The sequence below is a fragment of the Amycolatopsis sp. cmx-4-83 genome, assembly GCF_046548815.1.
GTDB lineage: Bacteria > Actinomycetota > Actinomycetes > Mycobacteriales > Pseudonocardiaceae > Amycolatopsis > Amycolatopsis pretoriensis_A.
Map to the genome: position 1 here is coordinate 61,096 of NZ_JAEBEF010000010.1, position 21,544 is coordinate 82,639.

Annotated in this window: 24 protein-coding genes; 11 read left to right on the top strand and 13 right to left on the bottom strand. The window is 72.1% G+C overall.

All coding sequences use genetic code 11. The features are described from left to right. The first annotated feature begins 71 nt into the window (after window positions 1-71). The 3 genes from ACLJQM_RS29845 to ACLJQM_RS29855 are packed head-to-tail and all read left to right on the top strand — an operon-like array spanning window position 72 to window position 3,019. Window positions 72-959 carry an SGNH/GDSL hydrolase family protein gene (locus ACLJQM_RS29845; RefSeq protein WP_410633638.1) on the top strand — a complete coding sequence of 296 codons (888 nt, stop codon included), beginning with the start codon at window positions 72-74 and terminating at the stop codon, window positions 957-959. 9 nt (window positions 960-968) lie between these two features. After that, entirely contained in the window at window positions 969-1,901 is a 933-nt protein-coding gene (locus ACLJQM_RS29850) for a 2-hydroxyacid dehydrogenase (protein WP_360782702.1), read from the top strand. After that, window positions 1,898-3,019, top strand: a complete 1,122-nt coding sequence (locus ACLJQM_RS29855) for a glycerate kinase (protein ID WP_410633640.1) — start codon at window positions 1,898-1,900, stop codon at window positions 3,017-3,019. Before ACLJQM_RS29850 ends, ACLJQM_RS29855 begins: the two co-directional genes overlap by 4 nt. Before the next feature lie 54 nt (window positions 3,020-3,073). On the opposite strand, the gene ACLJQM_RS29860 is transcribed toward ACLJQM_RS29855, so the two are convergent. Both ACLJQM_RS29860 and ACLJQM_RS29865 read right to left on the bottom strand, forming a co-directional pair. Next, window positions 3,074-3,367, bottom strand: coding sequence for an iron-sulfur cluster biosynthesis family protein (locus tag ACLJQM_RS29860; RefSeq protein ID WP_247013195.1), 294 nt, complete (start codon window positions 3,365-3,367; stop codon window positions 3,074-3,076). 81 nt (window positions 3,368-3,448) lie between these two features. Continuing rightward, window positions 3,449-3,859, bottom strand: coding sequence for a hypothetical protein (locus tag ACLJQM_RS29865; RefSeq protein WP_360782709.1), 411 nt, complete (start codon window positions 3,857-3,859; stop codon window positions 3,449-3,451). Between the two features lie 149 nt (window positions 3,860-4,008). On the opposite strand from ACLJQM_RS29865, the gene ACLJQM_RS29870 reads away from it, so the two are divergent. The 4 genes from ACLJQM_RS29870 to shbA all read left to right on the top strand — a co-directional run bounded on the left by ACLJQM_RS29870 (window position 4,009) and on the right by shbA (window position 6,316). Further along, window positions 4,009-4,482 (top strand): GtrA family protein, encoded by a 474-nt coding sequence (locus tag ACLJQM_RS29870; protein WP_410633642.1) that lies wholly within the window; start codon window positions 4,009-4,011, stop codon window positions 4,480-4,482. Window positions 4,483-4,684: 202 nt separating this feature from the next. After that, complete coding sequence (locus tag ACLJQM_RS29875) at window positions 4,685-5,038, top strand: YidH family protein (protein WP_360782715.1); 354 nt, start codon at window positions 4,685-4,687, stop codon at window positions 5,036-5,038. Between the two features lie 70 nt (window positions 5,039-5,108). After that, window positions 5,109-5,405 (top strand): DUF202 domain-containing protein, encoded by a 297-nt coding sequence (locus tag ACLJQM_RS29880; protein WP_410633644.1) that lies wholly within the window; start codon window positions 5,109-5,111, stop codon window positions 5,403-5,405. 323 nt (window positions 5,406-5,728) lie between these two features. Next, complete coding sequence (gene shbA, locus ACLJQM_RS29885; RefSeq protein WP_410633646.1) at window positions 5,729-6,316, top strand: RNA polymerase sigma factor ShbA; 588 nt, start codon at window positions 5,729-5,731, stop codon at window positions 6,314-6,316. Window positions 6,317-6,347: 31 nt separating this feature from the next. On the opposite strand, the gene ACLJQM_RS29890 is transcribed toward shbA, so the two are convergent. The 3 genes from ACLJQM_RS29890 to ACLJQM_RS29900 are packed head-to-tail and all read right to left on the bottom strand — an operon-like array spanning window position 6,348 to window position 8,508. After that, window positions 6,348-7,199: an amidohydrolase family protein gene (locus ACLJQM_RS29890; RefSeq protein ID WP_247013207.1), complete on the bottom strand. Its 852-nt coding sequence runs from the start codon at window positions 7,197-7,199 to the stop codon at window positions 6,348-6,350. Further along, window positions 7,196-8,164 carry an aldo/keto reductase gene (locus tag ACLJQM_RS29895; RefSeq protein ID WP_247013209.1) on the bottom strand — a complete coding sequence of 323 codons (969 nt, stop codon included), beginning with the start codon at window positions 8,162-8,164 and terminating at the stop codon, window positions 7,196-7,198. The genes ACLJQM_RS29890 and ACLJQM_RS29895 overlap by 4 nt, the downstream gene beginning before the upstream one ends. A 5-nt stretch (window positions 8,165-8,169) precedes the next feature. After that, a complete protein-coding gene (locus ACLJQM_RS29900; protein ID WP_247013211.1) occupies window positions 8,170-8,508 on the bottom strand; it encodes an L-rhamnose mutarotase in 339 nt (112 codons plus the stop codon). 80 nt (window positions 8,509-8,588) lie between these two features. Between ACLJQM_RS29900 and ACLJQM_RS29905 the strand changes: the two genes are divergently transcribed. Next, window positions 8,589-9,308 carry a FadR/GntR family transcriptional regulator gene (locus ACLJQM_RS29905; protein WP_247013213.1) on the top strand — a complete coding sequence of 240 codons (720 nt, stop codon included), beginning with the start codon at window positions 8,589-8,591 and terminating at the stop codon, window positions 9,306-9,308. A 56-nt stretch (window positions 9,309-9,364) separates the two neighbouring features. On the opposite strand, the gene ACLJQM_RS29910 is transcribed toward ACLJQM_RS29905, so the two are convergent. From ACLJQM_RS29910 to ACLJQM_RS29935, 6 genes are read right to left on the bottom strand one after another with little or no spacing between them, the layout of a single operon-like run. After that, a complete protein-coding gene (locus ACLJQM_RS29910; protein ID WP_360782727.1) occupies window positions 9,365-10,378 on the bottom strand; it encodes an ABC transporter permease in 1,014 nt (337 codons plus the stop codon). Beyond that, window positions 10,375-11,898 carry a sugar ABC transporter ATP-binding protein gene (locus ACLJQM_RS29915; RefSeq protein WP_410633647.1) on the bottom strand — a complete coding sequence of 508 codons (1,524 nt, stop codon included), beginning with the start codon at window positions 11,896-11,898 and terminating at the stop codon, window positions 10,375-10,377. Before ACLJQM_RS29915 ends, ACLJQM_RS29910 begins: the two co-directional genes overlap by 4 nt. Then, complete coding sequence (locus ACLJQM_RS29920) at window positions 11,895-12,926, bottom strand: sugar ABC transporter substrate-binding protein (protein WP_360782786.1); 1,032 nt, start codon at window positions 12,924-12,926, stop codon at window positions 11,895-11,897. The genes ACLJQM_RS29915 and ACLJQM_RS29920 overlap by 4 nt, the downstream gene beginning before the upstream one ends. Window positions 12,927-12,966: 40 nt before the next feature. Then, the gene (locus tag ACLJQM_RS29925; RefSeq protein WP_360782733.1) at window positions 12,967-13,713 is read right to left on the bottom strand and encodes an SDR family NAD(P)-dependent oxidoreductase; all 747 of its coding nucleotides are present in this window, start codon (window positions 13,711-13,713) and stop codon (window positions 12,967-12,969) included. Then, on the bottom strand, window positions 13,706-15,010 hold the full coding sequence (locus ACLJQM_RS29930; protein ID WP_410633649.1) for an enolase C-terminal domain-like protein: 1,305 nt from the start codon (window positions 15,008-15,010) through the stop codon (window positions 13,706-13,708). The genes ACLJQM_RS29925 and ACLJQM_RS29930 overlap by 8 nt, the downstream gene beginning before the upstream one ends. Window positions 15,011-15,012: 2 nt before the next feature. After that, window positions 15,013-15,864 carry a fumarylacetoacetate hydrolase family protein gene (locus ACLJQM_RS29935; RefSeq protein ID WP_410633650.1) on the bottom strand — a complete coding sequence of 284 codons (852 nt, stop codon included), beginning with the start codon at window positions 15,862-15,864 and terminating at the stop codon, window positions 15,013-15,015. A 203-nt stretch (window positions 15,865-16,067) separates the two neighbouring features. Between ACLJQM_RS29935 and ACLJQM_RS29940 the strand changes: the two genes are divergently transcribed. Next, on the top strand, window positions 16,068-17,288 hold the full coding sequence (locus tag ACLJQM_RS29940) for a multidrug effflux MFS transporter (protein ID WP_247013225.1): 1,221 nt from the start codon (window positions 16,068-16,070) through the stop codon (window positions 17,286-17,288). Here ACLJQM_RS29940 and ACLJQM_RS29945 read toward each other — a convergent pair. Both ACLJQM_RS29945 and ACLJQM_RS29950 read right to left on the bottom strand, forming a co-directional pair. Beyond that, window positions 17,264-17,644, bottom strand: coding sequence for a hypothetical protein (locus ACLJQM_RS29945; RefSeq protein WP_410633652.1), 381 nt, complete (start codon window positions 17,642-17,644; stop codon window positions 17,264-17,266). The genes ACLJQM_RS29940 and ACLJQM_RS29945 overlap by 25 nt on opposite strands. 21 nt (window positions 17,645-17,665) lie before the next feature. Beyond that, window positions 17,666-18,889: an NAD(P)/FAD-dependent oxidoreductase gene (locus tag ACLJQM_RS29950; RefSeq protein WP_410633654.1), complete on the bottom strand. Its 1,224-nt coding sequence runs from the start codon at window positions 18,887-18,889 to the stop codon at window positions 17,666-17,668. Window positions 18,890-19,093: 204 nt separating this feature from the next. Here ACLJQM_RS29950 and ACLJQM_RS29955 point away from each other — a divergent pair, with 204 nt between their 5' ends. Beyond that, window positions 19,094-19,297, top strand: a complete 204-nt coding sequence (locus tag ACLJQM_RS29955; RefSeq protein ID WP_360782745.1) for a hypothetical protein — start codon at window positions 19,094-19,096, stop codon at window positions 19,295-19,297. Window positions 19,298-19,355: 58 nt separating this feature from the next. Continuing rightward, a complete protein-coding gene (locus ACLJQM_RS29960) occupies window positions 19,356-21,335 on the top strand; it encodes an SDR family oxidoreductase (protein WP_410633656.1) in 1,980 nt (659 codons plus the stop codon). The last annotated feature ends 209 nt before the right edge of the window (window positions 21,336-21,544 follow it).

The following is a 21,544-nucleotide window of genomic DNA, read 5'->3' on the forward strand; positions in this document are numbered from 1 at the left end:
CGTCGATTGACTTTTCACCGGACGCGAGCTGAATGTGAAAGTCCTTCACCACGCTCGCCAACGGAGGCAGCATGCGCAAGCGCCTGTCCGCTCTGCTCGTCGTGCCCGCGCTCGCCATGCTCGCCTTCGCCGCTCCGGCGTCGGCGAGCACGAGCTACCACGAGTACGTCGCACTCGGTGACTCCTGGACCGCCGACGTCTTCGTCACCTTCCCGCCCACCACGCAGTACACGCCGCTCGACTGCGCGCAGTCCACTTCGGACTACCCGCACGAGCTGGCCGGCGCGCTCGGCGTCGAGACGTTCCGCGACGCGAGCTGCGGCGGTGCGACGACGACCGACTTCACGCAGCCGCAGAAGCTGCCGCTGGGCGGGACGAACCCGCCGCAGTTCGACCGGCTCACCCCGGCCACGGACCTGGTGACCGTCGGCATCGGCGGCAACGACATCGGGCTCGCGGCGGCCGTGACGAAGTGCCTCAACCTGCTCCCGGTCAGCACCTGCAAGGCGAAGTTCACCGCCGGCGGCGTCGACCAGCTGGAAAACGCCGTCACCGCGACGGAACCGAAGATCGCCGCGGCGCTGCGGGGCATCAAGGACCGGTCGCCGAACGCACGGATCCTGCTGGTGAACTACCTCGCCGGGCTGCCCGCGAGCGGCAAGGGGTGCTGGCCGGTGATCCCGGTCGCCGACGGCGACATCGCCTACCTGCAGGCGAAGTTCCTCCAGATGAACGCGATGCTCGCCCGGGTCGCCGCGGCCAACGACGTCGAGCTCGTCGACACCTACTCCCCCACGCTCGGCCACGACGCCTGCCAGGCGCCCACCGTGCGGTACGTCGAAGGCCTGATCCCGGTTTCGGTGAGCAACCCGCTGCTGCTCGCCTTCCCCTTCCACCCCAACGGCGCGGGCGCGGCGGCGCAGTCGGAGATCGTTCTCGGGGCCGTTCAGGGGGACTAGGCTGTCGGGGTGGCCAAGATCGCGGTGACCCGGTGGATTCCCGACGACGCGGTGAAGCTCCTCGCCGAAGCGGGCGAAGTGGTGGTCTCGCCCGCCGACCGCCCGCTCACGCCGGAAGAACTGCACGAGTTCGTGGCCGGCGCGGACGCCGTGGTCGGGATGCTGCACGACCGGCTCGACGGCGCGTTCGCCGACGCCGCCGGGCCGGGCCTGAAGGTGGTCGCGAACGTCGCGGTCGGCTACGACAACGTCGACGTCCCGGCGCTGGCCGAGCGCGGCGTGGTCGTGACGAACACGCCGGGCGTGCTCACCGACGCGACCGCCGACCTCGCCTTCGGCCTGCTGCTCGCCGTCACGCGGCGGCTCGGCGAAGGCGAACGGCTGCTGCGCTCGCGCACGCCGTGGTCGTTCCACCTCGGCTTCCTGCTCGGCTCGGGCCTGCAGGGCAAGACGCTCGGCATCGTCGGGTACGGCCAGATCGGGCGGGCGATGGCGAAGCGGGCCGAGGCGTTCGGCATGGAGATCGTCCATTCGGGACGGTCGGGACGCGGTTCCGTTTCCTTCGAAGAACTCCTGGCGCGCTCGGACGTCGTCTCGCTGCACTGCCCGCTGACGCCCGAGACGCGGCACCTCATCGACGCGGCCGCGTTGCGCGCCATGAAACCCGGCGCCTACCTGGTGAACACCACGCGCGGCCCGGTCGTCGACGAAGCCGCGCTGGCCGACGCGCTCGAAGCCGGGGAGATCGCCGGGGCCGCGCTGGACGTGTTCGAGAAGGAACCCGAGGTCGAACCGCGGCTGCTCGGCCGCGACGACGTCGTGGTGAGCCCGCACCTCGGGTCCGCGACGGTCGAAACCCGCACCGCGATGGCCGTGCTGGCCGCCCGCAACGTCGCGGCGGTGCTCGCCGGGCGAGACCCGCTGACGGAGGTGAAGCCGTGACCCGTGTCGTCGTCGCGCCCGACAAGTTCAAGGGCAGTCTCACCGCGGTCGAGGCCGCGGAGGCCATCGCACTGGGCGTCCGGGATGCCTTGCCGGACGCCGAAGTCGTCTCCTGCCCGGTCGCCGACGGCGGCGAAGGCACCCTCGACGTCCTCGAAGCGGCGGGCGCCCGGATCGTCCGGCTGTCCGTCCGCGGCCCGCTCGACGAGCACGTCAAGGCGCGGTACGCGGTGCTCGACGGCACCGCGTACGTCGAATCGGCGCGGGCGTGCGGGATCGAATTCGTCGACCCCACCCCGGAAACCGCGCTGGCCGCGCACACCTGGGGCGTCGGCGAACTGCTGATGGACGCGCTGATGCACGGCGCGAAGCGGCTCGTGCTGACGGTCGGCGGCACGGCGAGCACCGACGGCGGCGCCGGGATGCTGGGCGCGCTCGGCGCCGGTGTGCTGGACGCGTTCGGCGCGCCGGTCGGGCTGGGCGGCGCGACGCTGACGCGGGTCGCGTCCACCGAGCTGACGCCGGTGCGCGAACGCCTCGACGGTGTGCGCGTCGCGGTCGCGACCGACGTGACGAACCCGCTGCTGGGCCCGTCGGGGGCCGCCGCGGTGTTCGGGCCGCAGAAGGGCGCGCGGGAAGAAGAGGTGGCGCTCCTCGAAGAAGGACTCGGCCGGTGGGCGCACGCGCTGCAGGTGGGCGGGGCGCCCGACGTCTCACGCGTGCCGGGCGCCGGTGCCGGTGGCGGGGTCGCGGCCGGCGCGATCGCCGGGCTGGGCGCGACCGTGGAATCGGGGTTCGACCTGATCGCCGGGCTGACCGGGGTCGACGCCGCCGTGCGGGGCGCGGACCTGGTGATCACCGGGGAAGGGTCGCTGGACGAGCAGAGCCTGAACGGCAAGGCGGCGGCCGGGATCGCTTCCCGGGCCAAGGGGATTCCGCTGCTGGTGCTCGCGGGGCGGATCCAGCTCGACGACGCCGGGCTCGCGCGGCTGGGCGTCGTCGGGAGCAGCGCGTTGATCGATCACGCGTCTTCGGTGGAGGAGGCGCAAGCGAAGGCGCCGGCGCTGCTGCGGGCTTGCGCCGCGCGGCTGGTGCGGGAGTGGCGCTCCCGCGGGTGACGCAACCGGGCGAACGGACCTCTCGCGACGCTGCGAAAGGCCCGTCCGCCGCGGTCAGCTCGTGTGCTGGGGCAGCACCGCGAAAGCGACTCCGCCCGCTTCGTCCTCTTGGACGTCCAGCACCTTGTCGTCGAGCAGCGCCGCCGCCTGGGGTTCGAGGAAGACCTTCGGGCCCTCGTCGACCCCGAGCACGCTGTCGCCCTCGGCGGGTTCCGGCGCCACCGACAGGGCCAGCTGAGCGCTTTCGCCGTCGGCGTTCTGGACTGCCAGGCGGAGCCCGGCGTCGCCCTCCCCCTGGCTGGTCAGCGCGGTGATCGCCTCGGCGGCGGCTTCGGTCACGGTCAGCATCTTCGGCCTTCCCTTCGTCGCGGTCCGATGCACTGGTGCCCCACGCTAGGGGCGCCCGAACGGACGCGCAGTCTGAGCGGATCAGCCCTGCCGGGCCGCGCGGATGGCGTCGGCGACCGAGCCGCCGGCGTAATCCGCCTGTTCGCCGGGATCCGGGTCCGCGTGCCGGTGCGGCACCTCGTCGTCCGGGGTCACCTGCTCGTAGTCCGGCGGGGCGTCCTCGATCGTCTCGTCGAGCTCCGCCGCCGGCGTCGCCGCGAGCGGGCGCTCCGGCACCGGCTCCGGTTCGGCGTCCGGCTCCTCTTCGGCCAGGCGCTGTTCGATCGGCTCGCCCTCCCGGATCTCGCTCGGCGTCGTGCCGAAGCGGTCCGCGGCGCTCCAGTGCTCCGGTGGCTCGACGCCCTCTTCGAGCGGATCCACGCGCAGCTCGTCCTCGTCCAGCGCTTCGCTGGGGCTCAAGCTGTCCGGTTCGACCGAGTCACGGTCACTCACCAGTCGTCTCCTCGCGCTCGGAACTCGTCATCCCCGGTGACCTACCCCGGACGTCGGGGGCCCGAAACCCCGGCGGTGTCACCGGGATCACATTTCTTCAACCGCTTTAACACATTCACAAGTTTGTGAACGCAGGGTAGGTTGGGATCATGGCCACCACCAGGTGCGCACCGGATCATCGGCTGCTCGCCACCGACCCGGACCGGCACCACGAGCTCGGCACGCACGCCGCGTGGTACGTCGTCGCCGGCGTCGTGACGACCGGGGTCCAGGCGCTCCTCTTCCTCCTGCTGCGCGACGAGCTCGGCTCCCAGGTCGCGAACCTGGTGGCGATCGCGCTCACGACGGTCGGCAACACCGAGTTCCACCGCCGCGTCACCTTCGCCGGCCGGCCCAGCAACGCCGGGAAGCGGCACCTGCAGGACTTCATCACGTTCGCCTTCTACGCCGGCTACGGCTCGGCGGTGCTCGCACTGCTCGACGCCCTCGTCGACCGGCCGACGTCGTGGGAGGAAACGGGCACGCTGCTGCTGGCCAGCTTCGTCGGTGGGTTCGTGCGGTTCGCGGTGCTGCGGTGGTGGGTGTTCGCACACCGGGCAGCGGTGCCGGCGCACAGCGCCTGACCCGGTCCGGCGGCCGCGGGCGAGGCACGTGGGTGCCCGCACACCGCTGCGCACAGCAGCTGACCCGACCCGGCGCCGGGCGATCCGGCCGCCGCGAGCGAGACGCACCACCCGGCGACCCCTGCGGCGATCCCAGGACCCCCACGTGGGTGCCCGCACACCGACCAGCCCCCGCCGCACTCAGCGGCTAGCGTCTGCAGGCGTGGCCTCGGACGACATCAAGCCCCACGCCGGAGGCGCTGAACCGGACTACCGGTTCACGCTGGCGAACGAACGCACCTTCCTCGCCTGGGTCCGCACCGCCCTCGGCTTGCTCGCCGGCGGCGTGGCCGTGCACCAGCTGGTGCCGTCGCCCGCCGCGGCCAGTGCCGTTCTCGCCGGGTTGTGCGTCGTGCTCGCCGCCGTTCTCGCCGCGACCGCGTACCCCCGGTGGCGGCGGGTGCAGGTTGCGATGCGTGCCGGAGAGCCACTGCCGCGGAGCCTGCTGATCCTCGTGCTGACCGGCGGTCTGCTGACCCTCATCGTCGCCGCCGCGGTGCTGCTGGTCGTCTCGTGACGCCGCGAATACCGCTGCTTCGCGATTATCGCCAGGTCAGAAATACCGTCATGCGCCCTCGGACCGGGTCGTGACCCCCACCCGCGGAGCCCAAGCCGAGCGCACCGGCCTCGCCTGGCGGCGCACCGCGCTGGCATCTGCCGCCTGCACGCTACTGCTCCTGCACGCCGCCGCCCAGCGCCATTGGGGTGTCGCCCTGGTGCCCGTACTGCTGTCCGCGGGGACGTCTGCCCTGCTGGCGGCCATCGGGACACTGCGCGAACGGTCCTTGCGGACCCCCGAACCGGGGCCGGCGCACCCCGCGCTGCCCGCGATCGCGTCGCTCGCCGTGACCGCGACTGCCACTTCCGTGGCGTTCCTCCACTGACGGGTGAAGTCGGCACATCCTGAAACCGATTAATCGCAATGTGCGGGGTCTGGTCGCGGGAACATCACGGTCGATGCTGCGAACGGGGTATTGGTCGTTGAAATCTGGACTGACCGCCATCGAGGTGCTTACGATTACCCAGCGTCGCACGGATCGCAGATCACCCCGGGTCTCCCGGAGTATCTGCAACCGGAAAGTCACGGAGAGTGGAGCCCCCCGGCAGCGGCGGTCGAGGGTCGGCCGGGGAGACGACCATGACAGCACCGCCGCAGATCACCGCGGAACCCACTTCCGCCGTTCGCGATTATCGCACTCCGGAGTCATTGCCCAGGCCCGGCGGGCGGCTCACCAAGGAGGACCTCGACCCCCTGGTGAAGGACGCGGGTGAGGGGAACCCCGCGGCCATCCACTCCCTGCTCCAGATGATCGAGCCGGTCGTGGTCCGCTACTGCCGGGCGCGGATGGGCGGGCGAGACCTCTCCTACCTCTCGGCCGACGACGTCGCCCAGGAAGTCTGCCTCGCGGTGTTGAAGGCTCTTCCCGATTATCAGGACCGGGGCGGGTCGTTCCTCTACCTCGTGCACGCGATCGCGGCCAACAAGGTCGCCGACGCCTACCGCGCCGTCGCCCGCGACCGCTCCGAGCCCGTCCCCGAACTCCCCGAGCGCCCGCTGGTCGCCGGCAACGAGCCGGAGACCCACGCCCTGCACCTCGACCTCGGCGCGCGCCTCGGCCGCCTCCTCGCCTCGCTCCCGCGGGTGCAGCAGGAGATCCTGACCCTGCGCATCGCCGTCGGCTTCTCCGCGCAGGAGACCGCCGAAGCGCTCGGCATCTCGCCGGGCAACGTGCGCGTGACGCAGCACCGGGCCCTGACCCGCTTGCGCGGCATGATCGGCGACGACGAGTTCTGAGCTTCCCGAGCGGCGGGCGGGGAAACCTCTTTTACCCCCTGGAAGAGGTCTCCCCGCCCGCATCCACGTCGTAGACCGCCCGCGCGTTGTGCTCGAAGACGGCCAGCCGCTCCGCGTCCGACAGCCCGCCGGTGAGGGCGACGGCCGCGTCCACGACGAGCTCGTAGGACGCCGCCAGTTCGCAGACCGGCCAGTCCGAGCCGAACAGCAGCCGGGACGGGCCGAACACGTCCAGCACGTGGTCGACGTACCGGCGCAGGTGGCCGACCTCCCATCCGGTCCAGTCCGCCTCCGTGACCAGGCCCGAAAGCTTGCACACGACGTTCTCGTGCGCGGCCAGCGCGGCCACCCCGGACGCCCACGGCTCCCACTCCCCCGCCGCGATCGGCGGCTTGGCCGCGTGGTCCAAGACCAGCCGCAGCTCCGGCAGCCGTGCCGCCAGGGACGCGGCCGCGGGCAGTTGCCCGACGCGCACGAGCAGGTCGTAGGTCAGCCCCGCCGACGCCACCGCGCCCAGCCCGGCCAGCACCGGGGGCCGCAGCAGCCACTCGTCGTCCGGTTCGGTCTCCACCTGGTGCCGGATCCCGACGAGCGGCCCGGTCGACGCGGCCAGCCGGTCGGCGACGCCGGGGGCTTCGAGGTCCACCCAGCCGACCACGCCCGCGATCACCGGTTCGGCCTCGGCCGTCGCGAGGAACTCCTCGGTCTCTTCGGCCGAGGAGGTCGTCTGCACCAGGATCGTCGCGTGCACGCCGGCCGCCTTCGTCACCGCACGCAGGTCGTCGACCGTGTACGGACGGCGGATCGGGTCGAGGGCCGCGCCCGCCAGCCACGGGTATTCGCGCCGCGACGGGTCCCAGAGGTGGTGGTGCGCGTCGATCATGAGACTCCTTCGGCGATGACGACGTCGGCCCGCAGCAGGCCCGCGTCGACGAGTTCGGTCCACAGCCGAGGGGGCACGACCGCCCTGGCCCGCCGCGCGTTGACGCTGACCTGCGAAGGATCGTGCGCGCCGACGACGACCGACGCCACCGCGGGGTGCGCCATCGGCAGCGCCAGCGCCGCTTCCGGCAGCTCGACGCCGTGCCGCGCGCAGATCGCGGCGATCCGGCCGGCCCGCTCGACCAGCTCCGGCGGGGCGTCGGCGTAGTCGTAGACGCGGCCCGGCTCGGCCGTCGCCAGGATGCCGCCGTTGAACGCGCCGCCGGCGACCACCCGGACGCCGCGGTCGAGGCAGAGCGGCAGCAGCTCGTCGAGCGCCGGCTGGTCCAGCAACGTGTAGCGGCCGGCCACGAGCAGGACGTCGAGGTCGGTGCGGCGGACGAACTCGGTGAGCATCGGCGCCTGGTTCATCCCGGCGCCGAACCCGCCGATCACGCCCTGCTCCCGCAGCTCGCGCAACGCGGGGAAGGCGCCGCGCAGGGCTTCTTCGAAGTGGTCGTCGGGGTCGTGGACGTAGACGACGTCGACGCGGTCGAGCCCGAGCCTCACCAAACTGTCCTCGAAGGACCGCAGGACGCCGTCGCGGCTGAAGTCCCAGCGGCGCCGGTACGCGGCGGGGACGGCGAAGCCCTCGTCGTCCTGCCGCCCGGCGCCGTCCGGGTCCGGTTCGAGCACGCGCCCGACCTTCGTCGAGAGGACGAACTCGTCGCGGGGGTACGAACGCAGGGCAGCGCCGAGGCGGGTCTCCGAGAGGCCGAGGCCGTAGTGCGGCGCGGTGTCGAAGTACCGGATGCCCTCGTCCCACGCGCGGTGCACGGTCGCGGCCGCCGTCTCGTCGGTGATCGCGTGGTAGAGGTTGCCCAGCTGCGCGCAGCCGAGGCCCAGCGGGGAGAGGGGGAGTTCCAACGCCGTCACTCCTTCACCGGCAGTTCCCAGACCAGCCCGATGCCGGTGTCGTCGCCGGAGTAGTCGTCTTCGACGGCCAGCAGCTCGGCCATCCTCGCCTGCCACGGGACGTTGGCGGGGTGGTCCCGCAACGCCGCGCGCATCGCCGCGTAGTCGTCCACTTCGACGACGTGGAAGAGGTCGAGACCGTTACGCCAGATCCGCCAGGTGCGGACGCCGGCTTCGCGCAACGCCGTGTCCAGCCCGGGCGGGATGACGGCGTGGACGGACTCGTACTCGGCTTCCTTGCCCGGCTTCAGGCGGGTATGGAGCGCCACTCTTTGCGGTGCGGGCTGGTGGGTCATCGCCACTCCTTCGCCGGAACATGGCACGCTGGGGAGGAACACCGAAACATCCGAGGTCTGGTGCAGGGAGGACGGACGCGATGCCCGTCACCGATGTCGCGATCGACAAGATCAAGGACATGATCATCTCCGGCGAGCTGGCGCCGGGCGACCGGCTGCCCAAGGAGGCCGAGCTGGCCCAGCGGCTCGGGCTCTCGCGCAGCTCCCTGCGGGAGGCCGTCAAGGCGTTGTGCCTGATCAGGGTGCTCGACGTCCGCCAGGGCGACGGCACGTACGTCACCAGCCTCGAGCCGAACCTGCTGCTCGACGCGATGACGTTCGTCGTCGACTTCCACCGCGACGACACCGTGCTCGACTTCCTCGCCGTGCGGCGGATCCTCGAGCCCGCCGCGACCGCGCTGGCCGCGCTGCACATGAGCGACGACGACATCACCGAGCTGGGCCAGCTGCTCGGGGAGCTCGAGGACTCGCCGACGGTCGAGGCGCTGGTCGCCAACGATCTCCAGTTCCACCGCAAGATCGCCGACGGCTCCGGCAACCCGGTGCTGTGCTCGCTGCTCGACAGCCTCTCCGGGCCGACCGCGCGCGCCCGCATCTGGCGCGGCCTCACCCAGGAGGGCGCGGTCGCGAAGACGCGGGAGCAGCACTCGGCGATCTACGAGGCCATCGCGGCGCGCGAGCCGGAACTGGCGCGCTCGTGGGCGACCGTGCACGTCGCGGGCGTGGAGCAGTGGCTGCGCAACGCCCTGGGCACCGCGGACGACCCGACCACGCCGGACCTCACCGCCGAAGCCTCCTGACACGCACACACTCACCTCCTGCCCCTCCCGGTTCGTCGGATGATCACCGGGCCGGGTCAGGTCTGGGGCTTTCCCCCGGCGTACCGGGCGATGATCAGCGCCACCAGGATGATCGCGCCGTAGATCGCGCCCTGCCACTCCGCGCGGACGTGCGCGTAGTTCAGGAGGCTCGACACCGACGACAGCAGCAGGACGCCGGTCAGCGCGCCGACGAGCGTGCCCTTGCCACCGTCGAGGGAGACGCCGCCGATCACCGCCGCCGCGAACACCTGCAGGATCAGCCCGGAGCCCTGGTTCGCGCCCAGCGCGCCGACGTAACCGGTGTACGCGAGCCCGCCGATCGCCGCGAGGACGCCGGCGACGACGAACACCGCCCACGCGATCCGGTCGACGCGGACACCGGCCGCCCGCGCGGCTTCGCGGTTGCCGCCGATCGCGTACAGCGCGCGGCCGACGCGGTGGTAGCGCAGCACCCAGCCGGCGACCGCGAACAGCGCCGCCGCCAGCCAGACCGACATCGGCAGGCCGGCGAACGTCGTCGTGGCGAGGTTCGTGAACGAGTCCGGCAGGTTGAACAGCGTCTTGCCCTGCGTCGACCCGACCTGCACGCCGCGCAGCACGGTGAGCATCGCCAGGGTGACGATGAAGGCGTTCAGCTTCAGCTTCACGATCAGGAAGCCGTTGACGAACCCGACCAGCGCCCCGCACAGCGGGATGATCAAGAGGCCGATCGCGGCGGGCAGCTCGACACCGAAGCCGGCCGACGCCGCCGGGATCACGACCATCGCGCCCAGCGCGGGCGCCAGGCCCATCGTGGATTCCAGCGACAGGTCGAACTTCCCGGTGATCAGCACCAGCGACTCGCCCAGCACGACCAGCGACAGCGCCGCCGACGCGGTCAGGATGCTGACGATGTTGCTCCAGCCGACGAAGGTGTCGTCGACCAGGCCGCCGATCACGAACACGACGATCAGCGCGGGCAGCAGGGCCAGTTCACGCAGCCAGCCGGCCTTCCGGCGCCGGGGTGGCGCGGGCAGCTCCGTCTGCGGGGAGGTCATCACGTCGGTCACGAAAGCTCGACTCCTTCGATGTCGGCCACGAGGTCGCCGTCGGACCACCCGGCCTGGTGCTCGGCGACCACGGACCCGGCGCGCAGCACCAGGACCCGGTCGCTCAGGCGCAGGTCGTCGAGCTCGTCGCTGACGATCAGCACCGCCTTGCCCTCGGCGCGCACCCGGTCGACGACCGCGAGCAGCGCCTCCTTCGACTTCACGTCCACCCCGGCGGTCGGGTTGATCAGCACGACCACGCGCGGGTCGCTCAGCAACGCCCGCGCCAGGACGATCTTCTGCTGGTTGCCGCCGGAAAGGTCGGACACCGGCTGCTCGGCGCTCGCGGCCACGATGTCGTAGTCCTTCAGCGCCTGCGACGCCTTCGCGAACCTCGTGCCCGGCGAAGCGATCCCGCCGCGGCCCAGTTTGTCCAAAATGGACAGCGTGGCGTTGTCGGCGATCGAGTGCTCCAGCACCAGGCCTTCGTGGTGCCGGTCGCGCGGGACGCAGCCGATGCCCGCCCGCAGCGCCGCCGGGATGTCGCCCGGGCGCAACGGCTCGCCGTCGACGCGGACCGTGCCCGCGGACGGCGTCCGCAGGCCGTAGACCGTCTCGGCGACCTGGTGCTTCCCGCTGGCGTTGCTGCCCGCGAACCCGACCACCTCGCCGCGGTGCAGCCGGAAGGAGACGTCGGAGAAGCCGTCGCCGGACAGGCCGTCGACCGCGAGGATCTCCGGGGCGTCCGGTTCGAGGGACTCCCGCGTCGCGGCGTCGCGCACCGACAGGCCGCCGGGTTCGCCGGTCATCGCGTCGACCAGCTGCGCCTTGCCGACCTCGGCGACCGGCGCGGTCAGCACGTGCTTCGCGTCGCGCAGCACCGTGACGGCCTGGCAGACCTCGTACACCTCGTGCAGGTGGTGCGAGATGAACAGGAACGTCACCCCGCCCGCCTGCATCTGGCGCATCCGGTCGAAGAGCCGCTCGATGGCCTGGCTGTCCAGCTGCGCGGTCGGTTCGTCGAGGACGATGAACCGGGCGCCGTAGGACAGCGCGCGGGCGATCTCGACGAACTGCCGGTCCTCGACCGACAGCTCGCCGGCCGGGGTGTCGACGTCGACGTGCACGTCCCACGAGTCGAGCAGCTCGCGGGCCTGGCGCCGCAACGACTTCCAGCCGATCGCGAACCCGCCGCCCGCCTGCCGGTTGAGGAACAGGTTCTCGGCGACGGTGAGCTGCGGGACGACCATCGCGTGCTGGTACACGCAGGCGACGCGCGCCTTCCAGTCGTCCTGCCTGGTCAGCGCGGGGGCCGGCTCGCCGCCGAACTCGACGTGCCCGGTGTCCGTGGCGGACAGGCCGGTGAGGATGGAGACGAGCGTCGACTTGCCGGCCCCGTTGCGCCCGACGAGCGCGTGGGACTCGCCGGGGTGCACGGTGAGGCTGACGTCGTGGAGCGCCACGGTGGGGCCGTAGCGCTTCCCGACTCCGACCGCGCTGACCACCGGGACGGCGGATTCGCCGGCGGGCAGCGCGGTCACAGGTTGTTCCCCCACAGGGCCTTGTCGTCCACGTTGTCCTTGGTGATGACGGGCGCGGGCAGCTGGTCCTCGAGGATGCCGGGGCTGATCTCGACGATGGTGCTGTCGTGGTCGGTCGGGCCCGGCTTGAACGTCTCGCCCGCCATGGCCTTCTTCAGCCAGTACAGGCCGTACTTCGCGTAGGCGTCGGCCGGCTGGGACACGGTGGCGTCGAGCTCGCCGGCGCGGATCGCGGCCAGCTCCTGGGGGATGCCGTCGTTGGACACGAGCACGATGTGCTTCGGGTCCCCGACCGGGAAGAACAGGTTCTTGCGCTTGAGCGCCTGCTCGGTCGGGGCGAGGTAGACGCCGCCGGCCTGCATGTAGACGGCCTTGATGTCCGGGTTCGCGGTCAGCATGCTGTCCAGCCCGGAGGACGCCTTGTCGGCCTTCCACTCGGCCGGGATCTCCAGCACCTGGACGCCCGGGTACTTCGACTTCATGCAGTCGCGGAAGGCTTCCGAGCGGTCGCGGCCGTTGACCGAGGCGAGGTCGCCCATGATCTGCACGACCTTGCCGGACTTGACCTTCGCGCCGATCGCGTCGCACGCCTTGGTGCCGTAGGCCTTGTTGTCGGCGCGCACGACCATGGCGACCTTGCCGCTCTCGGGGGCGACGTCGACCGCGACGACCGGCACGCCCTTGTTCTCGGCCTGCTTGAGCCCGGCGACGATGGCCGCCGAGTCCAGCGGCGTCACGACCAGGCCCTTGACGCCTTGGTTGAGGAACGTGCCGATGTCGGTGATCAGCTTCGCCGGGTCGCTGTCCGCGTTGACGGCCGGGAGCACGTCGACGCCCTCCGACTTGGCCATCTGCGGCACGTAGTTGTTGTAGGCCTGCCAGAACGGCGAGGTCAGCAGCGGCAGGGTCGCGCCGACCTTGCCGCCGGAGCCGCCACCCGCCGCGGGCGCCGACGCGTTGTCCTTGGTGGACCCGCAGGCGGCCAGTACCAGGCCGCAGACGGCGGCCGTGGCGGCCACCGTGATCACCCTATTGCGCACCGCATCCTCCTTGATGACAGCGAAAGTCCTATTGGGGTTGCACGGGGCCGCGCGGGCGCAGGCCGTACATGCCACCGTCGACCGCGAGCGCGGTGCCGGTGGTCGAAGCGGAAAGCGGGCTGGCGAGGTAGACGACGGCGTTCGCGACCTCTTCGGCGGTGACCAGCCGGCCCATCGGCTGGCGCGCCGCGAGGGCCGCGCGTTCGGCCGCCGGGTCGTCGGCGGCGTCGAGCAGGCGGCCCACCCACGGGGTGTCCGCCGTGCCCGGGCACACGCAGTTGACGCGGATCCGGTCCGGCAGGTGGTCGGTCGCCATCGCCAGGGTCAGCGAGAGCACCGCGCCCTTGCTGGCCGAATACAGCGCGCGGTTGGGCAGGCCGGCCCAGGCCGCGATGGAGCAGGTGTTCACGATCGCCGCGGACGGCGAGTTCTTCAGGTGCGGCAGCGCGGCCCGGGCGAGCCGGACCATGCCGACGACGTTGACGTCGAACACGCGGTGCCACTCGTCGTCGTCGTTGGCCGAGACGTCGCCCTGCGCGCCGATGCCCGCGTTGTTGACCAGGATGTCGAGGCGCCCGAAGCGTTCCACGACGGCGTCGATCGCCGAGCGGACTTCGTCATCGGAGGAGACGTCGCAGCGGATGCCGTCCTCGCCGGGCTTCAGGTCGAGGGCCGCCACCCGCGCGCCGCGTGCGGCCAGCGAGGTCGCGACGGCCTTGCCGATGCCCGAGGCGCCCCCGGTGACGGCGGCCACCAGGCCCTCGAATTCACTCACTTGCGGTCTCCGTCCACTCGGGACCGTCCGGGAAGCGGAACCGGCGCAGCGTGGCGTCGTGCATGCGCGCGGAGAACCCGGGTGCGGTCGGGGCGAGGTACCGGCCGCGCTCGACGACGGCCGGGTCGGTGAAGTGCTCGTGCAGGTGGTCGACCCACTCGATCGAGCGGTCCGCGTCGGTGCCCGACACCGCCACGAAGTCGAACATCGACAGGTGCCGGACGAGCTCGCAGAGCCCCACGCCGCCGGCGTGCGGGCACACCGGGACGCCGAACTTGGCGGCCAGCAGCAGGATCGCGAGGTTCTCGTTGAAGCCGCCGACGCGGGCGGCGTCCAGCTGCAGCACCGAGATCGCGTTCGCCTGCAGCAGCTGCTTGAAGACCACGCGGTTCTGGACGTGCTCGCCGGTGGCGATCTTGATGGGCGCGAGCGCCTTCGCGATCGCCGCGTGGCCGAGGACGTCGTCGGGCGAGGTCGGCTCCTCGATCCAGTACGGATCGTACGGCGCGAGTTCGGTCATCCAGTCGACCGCGGCCCGGACGTCCCAGCGCTGGTTGGCGTCGACGGCGATCCGGATGCCGTCGCCGACGGTCTCGCGGGCCAGTTTCATCCGGCGGACGTCGTCCTCGAGGTTGCCGCCGACCTTGAGCTTGATCATCCCGAAGCCGTCCGCGACGGCCTGTTCGGCGAGCCGCACGAGCTTCGCGTCGGCGTACCCGAGCCAGCCCGGGGACGTGCTGTAGGCGCGGTAGCCGTGCTCTTCCAGCTGCTTGGCCCGCTCGGCCCGGCCGGGTTCGGCCCGGCGCAGGATGTCGAGGGCTTCGGCTTCGGTGAGCGCGTCGGACAGGTACCGGAAGTCCACCAGGGAGACGAGCTCCTCGGGCGCCATGCGCGCCGCGAACTGCCAGACCGGCAGGCCGGCGCGCCGCGCGGCGAGGTCCCAGGCGGCGTTGACGACCGCCCCGACGGCCATGTGCGCGACGCCCTTTTCCGGGCCCAGCCAGCGGAACTGCGAGTCACCGACGAGCGTGCGGGACAGGTCGCCGAGCGCGGCCGCGTCCTCCGGGACGTCCCGGCCGACGACGTGCGGGGCGAGCGCCCGGATCGCGGCGGCCTGGACGTCGTTGCCGCGGCCGATGGTGAACGCGAGGCCGTAGCCGTCCGGTCCGCCGTCGGTGTGCAGCACGACGTAGGCGGCGGAGTAGTCCGGGTCGGGGTTCATGGCGTCCGAGCCGTCGAGCTCCCGCGAGGTCGGGAACCGGACGTCGAGGACCTCCATGCCGATGATCTTCGCCATGGTCAGGCCTGCCTCGCGGTCTGGCGCTGCCGGCCAAGCCCGTCGATCTCCAGCTCGATCACGTCGCCGTCACGCAGGTACGGCTTCGGGTCGGGCTGGCCGAGGGCGACGCCTTCGGGGGTGCCGGTGTTGATCAGGTCGCCGGGGCGCAGCACCATCACCTGGCTCAGGTGGTGGACGATCTCGGCGACGCCGAAGATCATGTCCTTGGTCGAGGAGTCCTGCTTCTTCTCGCCGTTGATCCACAGCCGCAGGCCGAGGTCCTGCGGGTCCGGCACCTCGCTCGCCGGGACCAGCGCCGGGCCGAGCGGGTTGAAGTTCTCGCACGACTTGCCCTTGTCCCACTGGGCGGTGCGGAACTGCAGCTCGCGCTCGGAGACGTCGTTCGAGACGACGTAGCCGGCGACGTGCTCCAGAGCTTCGTCCACGCTGTCGAGGTAGCGGGCGGTCTTGCCGATGACGACGCCGAGCTCGACCTCCCAGTCGGTGCTGACCGACCCGCGCGGGACGAGGACGTCGTCGGCCGGGCCGACCACGACGTCCGGCGCCTTCATGAAGACGACGGGCTCGGTGGGCGGCGTCGCGCCGGTCTCCTCGGCGTGGCGGCGGTAGTTCATGCCGATGCAGACGACCTTGCCGGGCTGCGCGATCGGCGAGCCCACGCGCAGGCCGTCGACGTCCGCCTCCGGCAGTTCCCCGGCGGCGAGCGCGGCGGCGGTGCGCGCGATCCCGTCCGCGGCGAGGAAGCCGCCGTCGATGTCGGCGGTCAGCCCGCCCAGTTCGTAGGTGGTGCCGTCATCGGCCCGCACGAACGGACGCTCACTTCCCGGCTCTCCGAGGCGCACTAGCTGCACGGATATTCCCTTCACCCACACCGACCAGACATCCGATGTATATCGCAGTCGCGGGCCTCGATCCAGAGCCAGCGGCGAATCGGCCGGAAATTGGTCGGATCAGTATCGGTTCACGCTCATTTGAGCACGGGGTGTCACCGATCACAGCCGGAATAGCACCGGCGCCGGCGTCGCTGGTCGGAAGCAGGACCGGGAGGAGGCCGATGACCACCACGGCGGAACGTACCGCGACCCGCGGGCGCGCGCAGCTGAAGTTCGTCCTCATCCTGGGTGGTCTCTCGGCGTTCGGGCCGCTGTCGATCGACATGTACCTGCCCGCCCTCCCCCGGATGGCCGAGGACCTGCGCGCGGCGGACAGCACGGTCCAGCTGACGCTGAGCGCGTTCATCGTGGGGCTGGCGCTGGGCCAGCTGGTGCTCGGCCCGCTGTCGGACGCGCTGGGCCGCCGCCGCCCGCTGCTGGCGGGGCTGGTGCTGTACATCGTGGGCTCGGTGCTGTGCGCGGTGAGCCCGGACGCGTGGCTGCTGGTCGGCGCGCGGTTCGTCCAGTCGCTGGGCGCGGCCGCGGGCATCGTGATCGCGCGCGCCACGGTCCGCGACCTCTACTCCGGCACCGCGATGACGAAGTTCTTCTCCACGCTGATGCTGGTCAGCGGCCTGGCCCCGATCCTGGCCCCGCTGCTCGGCGGCCAGCTGCTGAACTGGACGTCGTGGCGCGGGGTGTTCGTCGTGCTGACGGTGTTCGGCGCCCTGCTGCTGGCCGTGGTGGTGTTCTTCCTGCCGGAGCCGTCCGCCGTACGCTCCCCGGCTCGGCTGGGCCAGGTGATGCGGACCTACGGGCGGCTGGCGGCGGACCGGTCGTTCGCGGGGTACGCGCTGGCGTCGGGACTGCTGTTCGCGTCGATGTTCGCCTACATCTCGGGGTCTTCGTTCGCGCTGCAGGGCGTGTACGGGCTGAGTCCGCAGGCGTACAGCGTGGTGTTCGGCGTCAACGGCGTCGGGATCGTGCTGGCGGGCCAGCTCAACGGACGGCTCGTGGGGCGCGTGCGCGAACGGGCGCTGTTGCTGTCCGGGCTGCTTCTGGGTGTCGTGGGCGGGGCTTTCGTGCTGGCGTCGGCGCTGCTGCGGGCGCCACTGGCGTTCCTGCTGGTGTCGTTGTTCCTGCTGGTGTCGAGCATCGGGCTGGTGATGCCGAACGCGAGTTCGCTGGCACTGGCTTCCCACGCGCGTTCGGCCGGGTCGGCGTCGGCGTTGCTGGGGGTGCTGCAGTTCGTGGTGGGCGCGGCGGCGACGCCGCTGGTCGGCCTCGGCGGGCCGGGAACGGCGGTGCCGATGGCCGCGACGATGGCGGGGTTCGCGGTGCTGGCTTTGGTGGCGTTCTCGGTTTTGACGCGGGAAAGTCAGCCCGTCGGCTTGGTCGCGTAGCCGGGGAAGCCGCACCAGTCCTTGCGGTTGAACGCTTCCGGGTGGTCGAGGATCTCGCGGACCCGGCGAGCCCAGGTCTCCAGCCAGGCATTCCCCGACCGTGCGGCGACCTCGGCCGTCTCGCGGAACTGCTCCTTCGACTGCTCGTGGCCGACCACGCAGTAGAGGCTGCCGAGCAGCGTTTCACGGGCCGGGCACGCAGGATCCCCGGCGAGCTCGAGCAGGAGGGGCAGGTTCCCGGGCGCGGCGAGCAGGATGTCCCAGTCCTGCATCGGTTCGTCTTCGCCGCTGTACGCCCAGGCGCGGATTTCCGCGTCGGTCGGGTGGAAGCTGTCCTCGAAGTCTGATTCCTTCACGCGGCGATACTCGCACGAAGATCAGGTCAGCGAGGCCAGATCCGCCGTCTTGAGCTGCTCCGCCGTCACCTTCGCGCGGCCGTCGACCAACGCTCCCAGTGCGTCGCCGTCGTCCCACGTGTTCACGTTCATCGCCGCCGCCACTTCGCCGTCGCGGAGCCAGAACGCCGTGAACTCGCGGGCTGCCAGGTCGCCGCGCACCACCAGTTCGTCCGCCGCCGGGTCCGCCAGCCCCCGGTACTCGCACCCCAGGTCGTACTGGTCGGTGAAGAAGTACGGCGAGGCCAGGAAGGGCTCGTTCTCCCCCAGCAAGTTCTGTGCCACGTGCGTGCCCTGGTCCTTCGCGTTCGCCCAGTGCTCCACGCGGATGCGGCGGCCGTAGCGGGGGTGGAAGTGGGCCGCGATGTCGCCCACCGCGTACACGTCCGGGGCCGCCGTGCGCAGGCCCGCGTCGACGCAGACGCCGCCGTCGTCGGACAGTTCCAAGCCGGCCGCGTGGGCCAGCTCCACCCGCGGGGCCGCGCCGACCGCGATCAGGACCACGTCCGCCGCCAGTTCTTCGCCGCCCGCCAAGCGGACGCCGCGGACGCCGTCCGGGCCGCCCGTGATCTCCGCGACCTGCTCGCCCAGGCGGTAGTTCACGCCGTTCGCGACGTGGAGGTCGCGGAACACGCCGCCGATCGTCTCGCCGACGACGTTCGCCAGCGGCACCGGGACCGGGTCCACGACCGTCACGTCCGCGTTGTGCGTGCGGGCCGCCGCCGCGGCCTCCGAGCCGATCCAGCCGGCGCCGACGATCACCACCCGCTCCGCCGCCGCGAACGCCGAGCGCAGCTTCAACGCGTCGTCCAGGGTGCGCAGCGTGTAGAGCCCGGGCAGGTCGCCGCCCGGGACCGGGAGCGACCGCGGCCGGGAGCCGGTGGCCAGGACCAGGCGGTCGTAGCGGTGCTCGCCGCCCGCGTCGTCGAGGACCAGGCGGGCGCCCAGCTCGACGCGCGTCGCCGTGACACCGGGGCTGAAGCGGACGTCCTTTTCCGCGTAGTACTTCTCTTCGTGCACCCAGTCGGGCTCGTCGGTGTTGCCGAGCAGGACACCCTTCGACAGCGGCGGCAGCTCGTACGGGCGGTGCGGATCCGAGCCCATCAACAGGACTTCGCCGGTGTAGCCGCGCTCTCGCAACGCGGCTACGGCGGACGCCCCGCCCAGTCCCGCTCCGACGACGACGATCTTGCGCGGCTCCGACATCAGCGACCTCCCACGACGACGAGACGGTGCGGACGGTACTCCGGAACCGGCCGCGCCACGACCGGGGGATACGCCGGAAATCCGCGAAGCGCAAGGCAAAACCCGCGAGTAGGCAGATCGGGTGAACCGGCGTCATAGCGCTGTCACGGCCCCCTCCCACCCTCGCACGAAGCACGATCGACGAAGAATCGGAGGGCGGCGACCATGAGTCGGGGCGAGTGGTCGATCGGCTGCCGGGATCTGGCCGGCAGGCGCAGGGACGTGACGGTGTTCGTCAGCAACGACAAGGTGGTACTGGTCGCGCCACCCGGCGAGGCGGCGGTACTCGGGCCGCTCGACGTCGGACGGCTGCGGGCCGCCTTGCGTGACGCTGTCGTCGCGACGGCGGAAGAGACGGCCCAAACCTGACAACTACCGTTCCTACTTCTCAGTAGGTTAGAGTCGGCCCCGACGGAAGGGACCGGCCATGACGACCTACTTCGTGACGGGTGCGACGGGTTTCATCGGAAAACGCCTGGTCGCGCGGCTGCTCCGGCGGCCGGAGACGTCCGCGGTGTACGCGCTGGTCCGCGAGACCTCCCGCGAGCGCCTGGCCGCGCTGAGCCGGGACTGGGCGGGGGCGGACAAGCTGCGGCCCGTGGTCGGCGACCTCGGCGAACCGCGGCTCGGCGTCGACCCCGCCGAGTGCGGGCACCTCGACCACGTCGTCCACCTGGGCGCGGTCTACGACCTCACCGCCGGCGAAGAGGCCAACCGGCGCGCCAACGTCGAGGGCACCCGGCACCTGCTCGCCTTCGCCGCCGCGGCCGGCGCCGGGCTGGTGCACCACGTGTCGTCGATCGCCGTCGCGGGCGATCACGCCGGGCGGTTCACCGAGGCCGACTTCGACCTCGGCCAGCGCTTCGGCTCGCCGTACCACGCGACGAAGTTCCAGGCCGAGAAGCTCGTCCGCGAGCAGGCGCTGCCGTTCCGCGTCTACCGGCCGTCCGCGGTCGTCGGCGATTCGCGCACCGGCGAGATGGACAAGGTCGACGGCCCCTACTTCTTCCTCCCCGCGATCTCGCGGCTGGCGGCCCTGCCGAAGCGCCTCCCCCTGGCCGCGCCCGGCCTCGGCGCGACGAACCTGGTGCCGGTCGACTACGTCGTCGACGCGATGGAGTTCCTGATGCACCGGGACGCGCCGCCGGGGTCGACCTACCACCTCGCCGCCGCGTGGCCGCAGTCGCTCAACTCCGTCTACAACGCCTTCGCGCGCGCCGCCGGCGGGCCGGTCGTCCGGGCCGCGCTGCCCGCCCGGGCCTCGGGCGTGGTCCGGCGCGCGGGTGGGCGGGTCGCGAAGGCGGCCGCGGCCGGGATCGACCGCCTGCCCGGCGGCCGGGCCACGCGGGCCGCCGTCCTCGAAGAGCTGGGCGTCCCGCTCGAAGTGCTGCCGCACCTGAGCATGCCGGTCGAGTTCGACACCGCGCGCACCACGACCGCGTTGTTCGGCAGCGGCGTCGAACTGCCGGAGCTGCGGGACTACGCGGCGCCGCTGTACCGGTACTGGCAGGCCCACCTCGACCCCGACCGCGCCCGCCGCACCCACGGCCTCGCCGGGCGGACGGTGCTGATCACCGGCGCGTCGTCCGGGATCGGCCGGGCGTCGGCGCTGGCCGTGGCCCGCAAGGGCGCGAAGGTGATCCTCGTGGCCCGGCGCGCGTCGGAACTCGAAGAGGTGCGGGAGGAGATCCTCGCGGCGGGCGGCTCCGCGGCGGCGTACCCGTGCGACCTCACCGACGGCGACGCGGTCGACGCGCTCGTCAAGGACGTCCTCGGCGAGCACGGCGCGGTGGACGTGCTGGTGAACAACGCGGGCCGGTCGATCCGGCGCTCGGTCGCGCTGTCCACCGAACGGTTCCACGACTTCGAGCGCACGATGGCGATCAACTACTTCGGCCCGGTGCGGCTGATCCTCGGGTTCCTGCCGTCGATGACCGAGCGCCGGTTCGGCCACGTCGTCAACGTGACGACCATGGGCCTGCAGACCGACACCCCGCGCTTCTCCGCTTACCTGGCTTCGAAGGCGGCGCTGGAGGAGTTCGGGCTGGCGGCCGGGCGCGAGACGCTCTCGGACGGCGTCACGTTCACGTCGGTGCGGATGCCGCTGGTCCGGACCCCGATGATCGCGCCGACCGGCTACCGCGGCCTCCCGTCGAGCAGCCCGGAACGCGCGGCGGCCCTGGTGGTGAAGGCGTGCGAGGACCGGCCGGAGGTGCTGAGCCTGCCCGAAGGCCGCGCGGCCGAACTGGCGACGCTCGTGGCGCCGCGGCTCTCCCGCTTCGCCGCGCACCTGGCGTACTCGGCCGTGCGGGAGTCGGCGCCGGAGGCCCGCGACCTGCCCCGCCGGCCCGCGCCGGCGTCGGTCGCGGCGGCGGTCACCCGCTCGATCTGGCGCCGTCGTGCTTGATCCCCGCGTATTCCGCCGAAACCCTGGCACGGCGGCAACGGTACTTCTACCCTCGCGCGAGTCCCGTACAACGGTACGGGCGTGAACTGGGGAGTTCGAAATGCCGAGTAGCACCACTGGGGAACGCGCCGACAAGACGGCCGAGATCGGCACCGCCCGGCCCGCCTTCGGGTGACGGCAGGTGGGTGGTGGCCCACCGGGGTCGCCAC